Source organism: Rhodococcus sp. NPDC057014 (genome assembly GCF_042673295.1).
Taxonomy (GTDB): domain Bacteria; phylum Actinomycetota; class Actinomycetes; order Mycobacteriales; family Mycobacteriaceae; genus Rhodococcus_F.
Genome location: NZ_JBHUSF010000259.1, coordinates 1 through 13,149, shown reverse-complemented (window position 1 = coordinate 13,149; position 13,149 = coordinate 1). Strand labels below are relative to the sequence as shown.

Below are 13,149 nucleotides of genomic sequence, written 5' to 3'. Positions count from 1 at the left end.
GTCCCCACCTCGGCGCCGCCGAGCACCTCGGCGAAAACATCCGCCACCACGTCCTCGATGGGAGTGTGTGCGCCCTGCCCGTCCGCGGTCACGACACCCGGATCGGGCAGCGCGGCGCGGTCGACCTTGCCGTTGGCGGTCAACGGAATTGCCGGGACTTGCACCAGTGCACCGGGAACCATGTGATCGGGCAGGACCGTCCGCAGGTGCCGGGTCAGGGTGGGCTGATCGGCGTCGGTCACCACGTAGCCGACGAGTTGTCGTCCGGCGGCCGTGTCGCGGAGAACCACTACCGCTTGTTCGACGCCGGGATGCCGGAGGAGCGCGGCCTCGATCTCGCCGGGTTCGATACGGTATCCGCGCAACTCGATCTGGGCGTCGCCCCGGCCCACGTAGTCGAGGCGACCGTCGCCGCGGTAGCGGACTCGATCGCCGGACCGGTACATCACCGCACCGTCGACATACGGGTTCGCGACGAACCGTTCCGCCGTCAGGCCGGGACGGTGCAGATATCCGGAGGAGACTTGGGCCCCTGCGACGTACAGCTCCCCCACGCCGCCGGGAGGAACCGGCCGCAGCGCGGTGTCGAGCACGTACGTCTGCAGTCCGGGCAGTGCGCGGCCGATGGACGCCGATGCGTCGCGGGCCGCGAGGTCGAGTTCGGCCGCGGTGACGTGCACGGTGGTTTCGGTGATGCCGTACATGTTGATCGCGCGCACGCCGGGATGCCGTTCGAGCCACGGCCATACGGGTGCCGGATCGAGCGCTTCGCCGCCGAAGATCAGCAGCCGCACCGCCAGGTCCGCATCTCCGTCGACGTCCGCCAGCTGGCCGAACGCGGACGGGGTCTGGTTGAGGACGGTCACGCCCTCGCGGACCAGCAGTTGCCGGAACTCGTGCGGTGACCGGGCCAGGAAGTGGTCCACGAGAATCAGCCGGCCACCGGTGGTGAGGGCGCCCCACATCTCCCACACGGAGAAGTCGAAGGCGGGTGAATGGAACATCGTCCACACGTCGTCCGGCCCGAACCCGAACTGGTCCCGCGTATTCGCCAGCAGAGACAGCACATTGGCGTGCGAGACGAGCACGCCCTTCGGCCGGCCGGTCGACCCGGACGTGTAGATCACATATGCGCTGCGCGCTCGTGAGTACTTGTTAACCGCCCGTGGGTAAGAAGTACTCACGGGCGGCGCAGCCGCATCGGCGATCACCGCCGCCGGCTTCGCATCGTCGAGCAGGTACTGGATGCGCTCCGCGGGGTACTGCGGGTCGACGGGCAGGTAGACACCGCCGGCGCGCACCACTCCCATGATCGCGGCGATCAGATCCGGCGACTGCGGCAGCACGACGGCCACGACGTCGCCGGCGACGACACCCTCCTCGCTCAGCGACGCGGCGACCGCCGCGGAGCGCGCCTCGAGTTGTGCGTACGTCAGCGACTGGTCCCCGAACGTCACCGCTGTCGCGTCGGGGCGTTCGAATGCGCGGTCCAGGAACAATTCGTGTAGTGACGCGGCATCGGGTTCGACGCCGGGGTTGTTGGTCGTCGCTTCGGCCCACTCGTCCGCAGTGAGCACGTCGACGTCGCCCACCAGAGCGTCACCCTCGATCGCTACGAACGCGTCGAGAAACCCGACGAACCGCGACAGCAGTTGTTCGAGTTCCGCGGCCTCGTAGCAGCCCGGGTTGGCTTCGAAGTCCACGCGCATGGTGTGACCGGTGACCGACGGGTACAGGTTGAGCGACAGGTCGTCGGCCACCCCCGTCGTCAGCACGTTGAACTCGCACACGAGTTCGCCGAGCACGATCTCGCGGTGGAAGTTCATGATGTTGACGGTCGGGCCGAAACCGCGGCGGGACGGTGCGCGACCTTCCCACATGTCCTCGTGGCGGTATCGCTGACGACGCAACGCCCCGGTGAGTTCGAGTTGAACCTTCCGGACCAGTTCCTCCACGTTTTCGCCGGGATCGAGATGCACCCGCAAGGGGACGACGTTTGCCATCATTCCCGTCGAACGGCGCGCGGACGCCGTGGTTCGGGCCGAAACCGGAAGGCTCAGTACGACGTCGGTGGCGGCGGTCATGCGTCCGAGATACGCGGCGAACGCAGCCACGATCACGGGAACTTCGGACGAGTTCCACGCGCGCGCCAATTCCTCGATCCGGTGCGCGACGGCAGCGTCCATGTCGCGACTGGACACCCGAGGCGGAGACGTCGGTCGCGCGTGCCGATCGGTCAACCGGACGGGTTCGGGCAGTTCAGCGGTCCGTTCGGCCCAGTACTCGCGGTCACGGAGGTACCGGGCTGTGGTGCGGTACTCGGTCTCCGCGTCGTACAGCGCGCGCAGAGTCATTGCCTTCGACTGCGGCGCCTCGGTTCCGATGACGAGGTGCGTGTAAAGCTCCGCCACGCGGTTCATCAGCACCATGGCGCCGTATGCGTCCATCACCAGGTGGTGTGTGCGGGAGAACCAGTAGTAGTGGTCGTGACCGAGGTGGAGAAGCGTGGCGGAGATCAACCGGTCGGTCATCACGTCGAGAGGCCGACTGTATTCGTCCGTCATCCAGCGGTGCGCCTCGGCGACCGGATCCGCATGACCACGCAGATCCCGGTAGACGAGCGCATCCTGGATGCTCTGATCGACCAGCTGATGGGGCTCACCGTCGACGTCGACGAGACGGACGACAGCGGACTCCAACTCGCGACAACCGCGGTCGGTTGCCGAGACGAGGAGGTCGTAGTCGACGCGTCCGCGTACCTCCACATATTGCGCGATGTTGAAGGGCACGGCCGGGTCGAGTTGCTGAGCGAACCACAGCGCTTGTTGCGCACGCGAAAGGGGGAATGGTGTCACTTCCCCCACCGCGCCCTCACAGGGCCTTGACACGCATTTGTCCCGCCACTCAGCCGTACCTCGAAAGTTGTGAGGCAGTGCCTCGACGGGACTTACATCGTGGGCGCCTCGTGGTTCGTTACGTGGGCTAGACAATACTGGGCAAATCATCGCCCCTCCACACGAGGGGGGACTGTGAGCGGTACGTCACGATAATCTCTGCACACCCTCAGACAGGAGCCAGGCAGTAATGGACGACAACGTCACGGGCCCGTCGGGTTTCGGCACGTCAGGCCCGGACAATCACGGGTCGGACGGCCGGGCTCGGGCGGCGGACGGAACACCGGTTCGACGTGTCCGTAAACGCCGGACACACCAACCTCAGGTGCGGGCGCATCGGTTGCGGCGGCGCGTGATCGTCGGCGGCTCGGTGGCCGTCGTGGTTGTCGTCGCGTTCGGCGCGTGGCTGGGCTTCACTGCCCGCGAGGCGAAGGCGAATCTCGAGGAGGCGCGTGGTCACGCGCAGATCGCGAAGGACGCTCTGCTCGACGGCGACACCGAGGTCGCCAAGCGGTCGGCGGCCGACGCCGACAGGTACGCGTCGCGGGCCTACGACAACACGCACTCGATTCCGTGGAGCATCACCGCCGCCGTCCCGGTCCTCGGTAGCCCGCTGGCAACTTCTCAGCAGATTTCCGAGGTCGTGCGGGGGCTCACCCACGACGTCTTGACTCCTGCCGTGGACGCCGGAAGCACGCTGGCCCCCGATCAGTTGATCGAGGGCGGAGGCCGCGTCAACGTGCAGTCGTTGCGCGACGCCGTTCCGGTCCTGGATCGGACCTCCGTTGCCGCGCAGTCACTGTCGGATCAGGCGCGGACCATCGACGAGGCCACCTACCTCGGCGTGGTGAACGAGGCGCGCACGGCATTGCAGGATCAGACGGCGGAGCTGTCGAAGTTGCTGAGCAACACCGCGATCGCCGCGAAGGTGGTGCCGGCGATGCTCGGCGGGGACGGGCCGCGGAACTACTTCCTCGGCTTCCAGACGAACGCCGAAGCGCGTGGAACCGGCGGGCTGCTGGGTGGATTCGGCATCGTCCGCGCCACCGACGGCTCGGCGAAGGTCGACACGCTCGGCGCGAACTCGGAGCTGTCGATGGACAAACAACCCCTCGATCTCGGCCCCGAGTTCGAGGCCCGGTACGGCCCCAGCCGGCCCACCACCGACTTCCGGAACAGCAACCTCAGCTCCCATTTCCCGTACGCCGCACAGATCTGGAAATCGCTGTGGGCGCAGGAATCCGGCGAGCAGGTTGACGGCGTCGTCGCGACCGATCCCGTCGCCCTCAGCTACGTGCTCGGCGCCATCGGCCCGGTGACGATGCCGGACGGCGAGGTGATCACCAAGGACAACGTCGTGGAACTCACCGAGTCGACCGCGTATGTGCGCTTCGCGGATGACAACAAGGCCCGTAAGCAGTACCTGCAGACTGTCGCTGCGCGGGTGGTCGACAAGATGACCGGCACGCTGTCGTCCCCGCAGGCGCTGCTCGACGCGCTGGGCAAGGCGGCCGGAGAGGGGCGAATCGCGGTGTGGAGCGCGGATCCCGCCCTCCAGCAGGTGCTTTCGAGTACAAAGGTAGGCAACGTCGTTCCGGACGACGCGGCACCGTACGCGAGTGTCGTGGTGAACAACCAGGGCGGAAACAAGCTCGACTACTACCTGTCCCGTGAGATCGAATACGTCGCAGACAATTGCGTCGACGACACCCGTTCGTCGACCGTCACCGTGCGTCTGACCAACAACACCCCCGCGGGGGAATTCCCCGACTATGTTGCGGGGTTGTTCGAGTCGGTCGGCAACGTGCCGAAGGGCACCAACGCCGTCGACCTGTCGCTGCTCGCCACCAGCGGCGCAACACTCGACAAGGTGACGGTCAACGGCGCTCAGCAGTTCGTCTTCACCGGCACCGAACTCGGCCATCCCGTGTTCAACGTGCGAGCCATGGTGCAGCGGGGAAAGACCGCCGAGGTGAAGTTCCAGCTCACCGAGCCCGCCGCTCCGGGTGAGGCCCGGGTTCCGGTGCAGCCATTGGTGGATTCGCCGAACGTCACGGTGAACGTGCCGAACTGCGGTAGCTGATTCTCCTCGGGTACCGCCGCTACTGCGGGTCCGCGTCGGGCGGCGGTATCTGAACGGTGTGCTCCGTTTCGACGGATTGCACGCCGGCTACGGATTCGAGTTCGGCGCGACCGTCCTCTCCGACGGCGCCGGAGATGATTCCGATGGTGCCGTACACCTGATCGACCCGCATCCCGTGCGACTGCAGCGCGGCGCCGACCGCTTCGATGGTGTCGAGGTGGTCGGCGTCGACGGTGACGGTGATCGCGATCATGCCGGTGCCTGAATCAGCCCCGACCCGACATCGAGGGACGGCAACAGGAGTCTCCGCGCCTGCTGGGTGAGGACGGCCCACAGTTCGGTGCCCGTGCGTCCGGTGGCCTCACACCACAGTGCGGCGATGCCCGCGACGTGTGGGGCTGCCATGCTCGTCCCGCTCTTCGTGCCGTACCGCCCCGGCACGGGGACGGTCGAGAACACGCCCACCCCGGGCCCCGCCACGTCGATCTGACCGCCGATGACGGGGTTGCTGCGGGCCGAGAAATTGGCCAGTCCGAGAGCCGAGTCGATCGCTGCGACGGCCATGATCGACGGGCTGTTCGCGGGCGGACCCACGAATCCCATGTTCCCTGCCGTGCGGTTCGCGTTGTTGCCTGCGGCCGCGACGATCAGCGACCCCGATGCCAGTGCCCGGCTGCCCACCGTCTCGTACGCAACGGACACCGCCTCCATGTTCGCGCCGAGGGACATCGAAATGACCTGGCAGTCGTTCACGATGGCCCATTCGATTCCGGCGAGAATTCCCCGGTCGGCTCCGCGTCCCTGATCGGACAACACTTTGCCGACGAAGATGTCTGCCTTGTGGGCTACTCCGTATCGGCGGGTGCCGCTCGGCGACTTGGGTCCGCACGCGGTTCCGACACAGTGCGTGCCGTGGCTGTGTCCGTCCTGTGGGCCGGCGCCCGGCACGAACGACTGGGCGGTGATGGTGCGGTTCTCGAAGTCCGGGTGCGTCAGGTCGAGTCCGGTGTCGAGGACGGCGACCTTGACGCCGAAGCCCCCGCACGCCGACGCGCGAACATTGGTGGCGTGCAACCCCCACGTGAGCTCCGCGGTGTCGGTGAAGCTCGCCGCTTCGGCCTGCACCCGAGGATCGGTGCCGACCGAGAGGGCGTAGTGCATCAGCTCGGGCTCGACGGAGAGCACGGGGACGTCGTCGTCTGCGGCCGCCGCCTGCAGTGCCGCAAGCTGGTCGGCGTCGGCGGTGACCACCGCGATACCCAGTTCGTCGAACACGACGGCGTCGACTTCCCGGGTCTCCGACAGATCCACCGCGCTGGATTCGAATTCGGTGCTGCGCGCCACGTCGGACAGCCCGGCGATGGTGCGGAGAGTCTGTGCGGCGTCGGTTCGGTTGCCGCCTTCGGTGAGCACGACGACGTGGCTGCCCGTGACTTCGGGCTCGGAGGGGGCGGCGAGTGTGTTGTCGCCGTCGTTGTCGCCGTACGAGTTTCCGTGTGATATCACGATGTCGTCCTTGATCGGGGTGAGTCATTGAGGTGAGTTCGAACACCTCAACGCTCCATCGAGTGGTCCCGAATTCCACGAGTGGCGCTCTACCCGACTATCGGGTGTACCGAGCCGGCGGGCAGAGTAGTGCGGTTCATGCCGCCGTCGAGGTGGGGTGATACCAGTCGACGACGACGGACCGCACTCCCACCGATGCGATCATCGTGCGGATGGGGCCGTCGACACACAATTGGCTCTCGACGTGTCGTGCGGTGGAGCAACCACAGATGTTCGGCGTGGCCGTCAGGCCGATCAGGATTTCCGGGGATGCGCCGGATCGGCCGCCCTCGATGAGGAGCATCTCCTCGTCGACGACGCGAACCGCGACGTCCCGGCCGTCCGCGACGTCACCGACGACCAGCGCGAGGTAATCGACATCGTCGTCCTCGTCGCGGGCGGCGATCAGACGTGCCGTGCCGGTTCGCAGTGGCACGAGTTCGTCCAGCACCAGATCGGTGGACTCTGATTCGCGGAGTTCGACCCGTCTCGCCGTCCAACTGAAGAAGGGCTCCGGCCGCGCGGTCATGACGTTCTCCTGTAGTTCGACGCAATAACTGTCCGCGATACGCCTTCAGCGTGTCCGAGATGCCGGATGATCTCGCGAGTAGAGTCCTACGCGATCGCGCGGAAGGCGCCCTTCGTCAATCCTGAAACCGGACTCGTGTCCACGACCTGCGACTCAACCCGTCGACGACTCCGGGTATCGCGCCTCAAAGCAACTCCGAGGTTGTATTGCGCTGGTTCGCTGAACAACTCGCGTTCACTGGTCGATCCGCGGTACTGTCACCGGCCCCTCAGGGGAATCTAGAATCAGACCTATGGGTCCGGTGTGGCCTCTCGTTCAGCGGCAGGTCGAGTTCGACGCGATCACCGCGTCGCTCACGGCTCGGTCCGGGGGATGCGGTGTCGTCCTCACGGGCGATCCCGGCGTCGGCAAGACCACTCTCGCGCGGTTCGCGACCGAGTCACTGCCTCGAGACGTGAAATGGGTGGCGGGCACCGAATCGGCGCGGAGCATTCCGCTGGGAGTGTTCGCCCACCTGGTCGGAACGTCCACCTCCCGGGATCCGGTCGCGTTTCTGTCCGCGGCGCGGCAGGCGCTCCTCGACGACGGTCACAGTCACGACGTGGTGGTCGGCGTGGACGATGCTCACCTCCTCGATCAGTTGTCGGCGACGTTCCTTCACCAACTTGCCCTCGACAAGGCCGTCCACATCGTCGCCACCGTCCGCAACGGTGAGACCGTCCCCGACGCGATCACGTCGTTGTGGAAGGACGGCCACCTGCTGCGAATCGAACTGGCGCCGTTCACCCGGGATCAGAGCATCGAACTGATCGAGTCCGTGCTCGACGGTCCCCTCGAGGGGCTGAGCGCCGACATGATCTGGGAGGCGTCCGGTGGGAACGCGTTGTTCGTCCGGCACCTGGTGGAGGGCGCCCTCGAAGCCGGGACGCTGCGCCGCTCCGGTGGCGTCTGGCAGTTGCGGGGACGTGCCGCCATCACGTCCGAACTCGCATCCCTGTTGGAGCACCGGATCGATCAGATTCCCCACGACGTGTTGCAGGCGTTGCAGCTTCTCACGTTCTGCGAGCCGCTCGATCTGGACATCCTCGGTCAGCTGGCGGGCGAGGACGCGGTGGAGGAGGCCGAGCGACGCGGCCTCGTCAGGATCGTCGAGGACGGACGCCGGCTCGACGTCCGCTACACGCATCCACTGTTCGGTGAGGTGATCCGGCGACGGGTGGGCCGCGCGGCGGGGCGGCGGCTCCGCGGACAGCTCGTGGAGGCGTTGAGCAGTCGCGCCGTGGTCGGATCGTCGAATCGGATTCGGCTGGCAGAGTTGGCCCTCGACAGCGACCGATCCGTCGAACCCGCCCTGCTGGTCGACGCCGCCGAGGATGCCATCGGCTTGGCGAATGTTCCTCTGGGGGAACGGCTCGCCCGCGCGGCACTCGACCAGACCGGCAGCTTCGAGGCGGCCGACCTCCTGGCCCGAGCACTGTTGTGGCAGGGACACGCCACCGAGGCGGAATCGTTGCTGCGCTCCTTTTCGCCGGGCAGCCTCGACCAAGTGCAGCTGGTGCGCTGGGGCACGTCGCGGATCGCGAACCTGTTCTGGGCGAGCGGCGAGTCGGAGAAGGCCGACGAGGTCCTCGCGGTACTCCGCGCGAAGGTGACGCACCCCAGTCTCGTGCCGATCATCGAGGGAATCGGCTCGGTGTGCGCGGTGTTCGAGAATCGGCCCGAGGAAGCGGCGGCAGCAGCGATGGCGATACTGGCCGCCGATCGGGTGTTGCCGTGGGCGGTCGAGTGGGCATTCTTCGGTGGCGGACTGTCGCTGGCCTTGATGGGACGCGGCGACCGGGTGCCGGAGCTGGCGGCGCGCAGCGCGGCGGTGGCCGATCAGATCGACGGGCTTCTGCGGTTCCCGGCCGCACACGGTGAGATCCTCGCGTTGACGCTCACCGGACAGTTCGCCGCGGCGCAACGCCGGGCCGAGGAGTACCTGTCGTTGGCGTCGAGCGGCCGATACGTTGCGTGGGGGCTTGCGAACATCCTGGTCGGGACCGTGGAGCTCGCCCGTGGTCGGTTCAACGACGCCGCGGGCCGACTCGAGCAGGCGATTGCCGCCCTCAATGTGGGCGACACGGCCGACGCCATCTCGTGGAGTTTCCCCGCCTACATCGTCCTCGGTCAGGCATATGCGGAACTCGGTCGCATCCACGAGGCGGACGGGATCATCACCGCCGCGCAGGCCCGAAACGGCCGGCACGTTGCCGTGTTCGGACCCCAACTGATGATGTCGCAGGCGTGGCTCGCCGCGGCACGGGGGGAAACCTCCCGGGCAGTCGAGCTGTCTCGTTCCGCTGCAGAGTCCGCGTGCACAGCCGGACAATTCGGCATCGAGGCGGTCGCGCTGCACCATGCCACCCGGTTCGGCGACACGACCACGGCCACTCGCCTCGCCGAGTTGGCCGAGATCTGCGACGGCCGGCTCGTCGACATCGTTGCGCGGCATGCGGCGGCTGTTGCTGCTGGGAAGGGCTGCGAGGTGGTGACGGCGGCAGCCGAGTTCGAGAAGATCGACGCCTTGCCGGATGCCGCCGACGCGTACGCTCGGGCGGCAATCGCGTTCACGCATGCCGGCGACAAGCGGCGTTCCATCGAGTGCGCTGCCGCGGCCGAAGCCCTGTCGGCCCGCTGCGACCACATGTCGTCCCCCGCTCTGGTGGAGGCCGCACATCCGCTTCCGCTGACGAGTCGTGAGCGTGAGGTGGGGTCGATGGTTGCGGCGGGGTTGTCGAACCGCCAGATCGCCGATCGGCTGTTCGTGTCGGTGCGGACGGTGGAGGGTCATATCTACCGTGCGTGCATCAAGCTCGATGTCGCGGATCGAAACGGTCTCGCGCAGGCGATGGGGACGACGGTTCACGCCGACCGAACCACCGGAACCGTGCGCACCTGGAGCGACGAAGAGGGCTGGGGCGTCATCGATTCGGACGCAACCCCCGGTGGTGCGTGGACGCGTTTCAGCAGCATCGTCGGCTCGGGCTGTCGTTCGCTGGCGCCGGGACGGAACGTGACATTCGAGCCCGAGATGGTGGTCGGCGGAACGCAGGACGGCTACCGCTACCGCGCCCTGAACGTGCGGAAGGTGACGTAGAGCTGCTCGACCCGCGCCTTCGTCCCAAGGATCGAGAGCTCGGCACCGCCCGTGGAGGAATGCCTTTGACCTACTCGACCGGCGGGGAGACGGAGCGGCACTCCCGGCGGGCGACGCTGACGTAGTGCTTCCCGGGACCGGCCGGATCACGAGTTGCCACCCGGTTCGGTGACACGGCTCCTGCCTCTCGTCTCGCCGAAGTGGCTGACATCTGCGACGGCCATTGTTGCCGAGAGTGCGGCCTGGCTTGCCGGCTCAGGGCTGCTGGGCGATGGGTGCGAGGTGGCAGCGGCGGAGTTCGAGGGAGTTGGCGACTGGCCCGCTGCCGTGGATGCCTGCACCGATGAGGATGACGGTCCGGTGGCACGGCCCGCACTCCGGGCATGACGACATGCCGGCTCGGCAACAGGAATTGTCCTGTTGCGGAGTCGGCGATCTGCGGGGCGCGTCGGGTCAGGACGCTCGGGGCCGCGCTCTGTTGTGCGCGGGTATCGGTTTCCGGTCCCAGTCGACTTGCCGGGGTGGGATGAATGTGGGGTGCCGGTCGGCTCCCATTTCTATTTCCCAGTCGCTGTGGTGCATGAGCCGGTGATGATATTGGCAGAGCAGTACCAGATTGCCCATGTCGGAGGGTCCCCCGTCGGACCAGTGGATGATGTGGTGGCCTTCGCACCATGATGGCGGCGCTCCGCATCCGGGGAATGCGCATCCTCGATCTCTCGCCACCAACGCTTTTCGCTGTCTCTTGGTGATTGTTCGGGTGGAGATGCCGAGGTCGAGGGGCGATCCGTTCTCGTCGAGCACGATGGGCGTGTAGATCGAATCGCAGCTGAGGAGCCGGGCTGCTTTGATGCTCAGTGGCCCCATCCATTCGGTCCAGGCCACGCCGTCGACGGCGAAGAGTTGCCCTTCGGGCACCGGCGCACCGTTCTGTTCTCGCGCGCTGCAGTCGGTGTGGTCGGCGAGGTCTTTGATGTTGACGTGGAGGGAGACGTGTGGCCGTTCGCCGCCTTCTTCGCCGGCGATGCCGGAATCGAGGTAGCGGCGCAGCAGTTCGGTGAATCCGTCGGCACGCCGTTGTCCGGGGGTGCGTTCGTCTTTGGTTCCGTCTTTCGCAGGTCGTGGTTTGGACAGGCCGGACAGTGCCGACAGCAGCATTTCACCGGTCACAGCGTCCAGGTCGCCCTTGACGGAGACGCGCCCGTTGAGGGTTTTGGAGGCGTGGAATTCGTTGCGTTCGGTGTCTTCACTGGGCGGCGGGTCATCCGATTCGAAGACGCGCTCCAGTCGGGCGATCACCGCACGCACCGCATCGGTGTTCGCGGTCGGACCGGTGGCGGCGTACAGCAACGCATTACGGCAGTCGTCCATCGCCTCGTCCGGCATGCCTTTGGGTGGCCGTTCGCAGAATTTCATGATCAGCGCAGCGTGTTCCGCCGAGATGTTGGTGCCGAAGAACTGATCCGCGATCTCCGGCTGGAACCGCAAACCCCGGCCCAGCATCACGATTCGACCCGCTGCACCGACCTCGAGCAACGTCTTGGACGCCAGCCACATCTTGGCGTTCGGAAATCCCAGCACATCGACATTGCAGCGATGGTCGACCGCACCGACCAGCTTGACGCGCAGCGCCTCGAGTCGCTGGATCTCCTCCGAGACCCGCACCACCGAGTCGAGTAGCTCCGCCTCGGCCAGCCGCCACGCATCCCCGACCGCGGTTGCCAGAATCTCGTCCGACAACGCCCCCTGGATATCCTCCCCGATCCCCATGTTCGAATTGCAGTTCGAACACACTTTCGAGTCAATGGTCCGTGAATCCTTGCCCGCGAGCACGGCTCGTCGCGCGACAATGACTGCATGGCAACTACCGGGGTCGTCCGTCCTGACTTGCACCGGTTTAGTGCCTCGGTCAGCGGGTCGGTAGGTCCAGCGTGGTGAGGATGCGGACTGCGTCTGGGGTGAGTGGGTCGGCGGCGGTGTGAGGGTGGCCAGCAATGGTCATGGTGATTTCTTGCAGCGGACGCAGGGTCCGGACCAGCGAGCGGATCGAGGTCCCGGTCTCGGTCTGCAGGTAGCGGGCGACGGCAAGTGCGGTGAACACGACGGTGAGGTGGGCTTCGATGGCGTCGCGGGTGTGATGGAACATCGGCCGCGCCCTCAGGTCGGTTTTCGACATGCGGAACGACTGCTCGACCTGCCAGAGGTCGTGGTACTTCGCGATGACCTCGCCTGGTCCCATGATCGAGGCGGGAAGGTTGGTGACGTAGCCCTTCAGCCCGATCAGTGACCGGGCCCGATCGATGCTTGCGGTGTCGAGGCTCCGACCGTTTGCGGTGGTCGTGACGAACCGTGTCGACTTCGGTGCCTTCGCCCCGTCGACGATGTCTCGGGCCCGGGCTTCTTGGGCGTTGAGGGTTTGGTTGTCGCGGACGGCGCGGCGTTTCGAGTACTGCCAGACCGCCCGCCATGACTTCGGGTGTCCGGCCGCGTCCCAGACGGGTTCGGTGCGGTGACGGACATTGTTGACGGTGCTCTTCGCGTGCCTCGGGGTGACGGTGTCGATGATCTGACCGTCGGCGAAAGCGTCACCGTTCCAATGGAAATGGTTCGCCAGATCGGCTGGGGCTTTCGTGACGCGGGACCCGACGATGAACTTGAGCCCGGCCTCGTCGAGGGCAGTGAGGTTGCCAGCGGACAGCATCCCGGCGTCGGCGGCGATCACCATCTCGACGCCGGCAATGTCATGGCGGTCTTGGAACTGCCGGATCATGGGCACGATGGTGTGGGTTTCGGCCTTGTTTCCCTCGAAACAGCCGATCTCCAGCGGAAACCCGGTCCGGTCAACGAGCAGGCCGACCACGATCGGGACTGCCCCCACCGTGGTTGACACTCGGGGTGTGCAGTTCAGGCCGCGTGTGCGGCCTGATGGAGCGTCTCATACTCGATGGGCGTTAGTCGA

General features: G+C 66.6%; 7 protein-coding genes and 1 pseudogene. 2 read left to right on the top strand and 6 right to left on the bottom strand.

From position 1 onward, the window contains the following. A partial coding sequence (locus ACFTZB_RS34165; protein WP_378438530.1) for an amino acid adenylation domain-containing protein occupies window positions 1-2,855 on the bottom strand: 2,855 nt, incomplete at its 3' end. A 229-nt stretch (window positions 2,856-3,084) separates the two neighbouring features. Here ACFTZB_RS34165 and ACFTZB_RS34160 point away from each other — a divergent pair. Continuing rightward, entirely contained in the window at window positions 3,085-4,977 is a 1,893-nt protein-coding gene (locus tag ACFTZB_RS34160; protein WP_378438529.1) for a DUF4012 domain-containing protein, read from the top strand. Between the two features lie 19 nt (window positions 4,978-4,996). Here ACFTZB_RS34160 and ACFTZB_RS34155 read toward each other — a convergent pair whose 3' ends face one another. The 3 genes from ACFTZB_RS34155 to ACFTZB_RS34145 all read right to left on the bottom strand — a co-directional run bounded on the left by ACFTZB_RS34155 (window position 4,997) and on the right by ACFTZB_RS34145 (window position 7,051). Beyond that, complete coding sequence (locus ACFTZB_RS34155) at window positions 4,997-5,230, bottom strand: hypothetical protein (protein WP_378438527.1); 234 nt, start codon at window positions 5,228-5,230, stop codon at window positions 4,997-4,999. Beyond that, on the bottom strand, window positions 5,227-6,483 hold the full coding sequence (locus ACFTZB_RS34150; RefSeq protein ID WP_378438525.1) for a S8 family serine peptidase: 1,257 nt from the start codon (window positions 6,481-6,483) through the stop codon (window positions 5,227-5,229). Before ACFTZB_RS34150 ends, ACFTZB_RS34155 begins: the two co-directional genes overlap by 4 nt. Window positions 6,484-6,619: 136 nt before the next feature. Continuing rightward, window positions 6,620-7,051: a hypothetical protein gene (locus ACFTZB_RS34145; RefSeq protein WP_378438523.1), complete on the bottom strand. Its 432-nt coding sequence runs from the start codon at window positions 7,049-7,051 to the stop codon at window positions 6,620-6,622. A gap of 292 nt (window positions 7,052-7,343) precedes the next feature. Here ACFTZB_RS34145 and ACFTZB_RS34140 point away from each other — a divergent pair, with 292 nt between their 5' ends. After that, window positions 7,344-10,190 (top strand): LuxR C-terminal-related transcriptional regulator, encoded by a 2,847-nt coding sequence (locus tag ACFTZB_RS34140; protein WP_378438521.1) that lies wholly within the window; start codon window positions 7,344-7,346, stop codon window positions 10,188-10,190. 453 nt (window positions 10,191-10,643) lie between these two features. On the opposite strand, the gene ACFTZB_RS34135 is transcribed toward ACFTZB_RS34140, so the two are convergent. Both ACFTZB_RS34135 and ACFTZB_RS34130 read right to left on the bottom strand, forming a co-directional pair. Beyond that, window positions 10,644-11,960: a DUF222 domain-containing protein gene (locus tag ACFTZB_RS34135; RefSeq protein ID WP_378438519.1), complete on the bottom strand. Its 1,317-nt coding sequence runs from the start codon at window positions 11,958-11,960 to the stop codon at window positions 10,644-10,646. A 139-nt stretch (window positions 11,961-12,099) separates the two neighbouring features. Then, a pseudogene (locus ACFTZB_RS34130) lies at window positions 12,100-13,053 on the bottom strand (IS1634 family transposase); the annotation flags it as partial. Window positions 13,054-13,149: the final 96 nt, after the last annotated feature.

What these genes read in the sequence shown, in the direction of transcription:
- ACFTZB_RS34160 (WP_378438529.1), top strand. Translation starts at nt 3,085, where the DNA reads ATGGACGACAACGTCACGGGCCCGTCGGGTTTCGGCACGTCAGGCCCG.
- ACFTZB_RS34155 (WP_378438527.1), bottom strand. Translation starts at nt 5,230, where the DNA reads ATGATCGCGATCACCGTCACCGTCGACGCCGACCACCTCGACACCATC.
- ACFTZB_RS34145 (WP_378438523.1), bottom strand. Translation starts at nt 7,051, where the DNA reads ATGACCGCGCGGCCGGAGCCCTTCTTCAGTTGGACGGCGAGACGGGTC.
- ACFTZB_RS34140 (WP_378438521.1), top strand. Translation starts at nt 7,344, where the DNA reads ATGGGTCCGGTGTGGCCTCTCGTTCAGCGGCAGGTCGAGTTCGACGCG.
- ACFTZB_RS34135 (WP_378438519.1), bottom strand. Translation starts at nt 11,960, where the DNA reads ATGGGGATCGGGGAGGATATCCAGGGGGCGTTGTCGGACGAGATTCTG.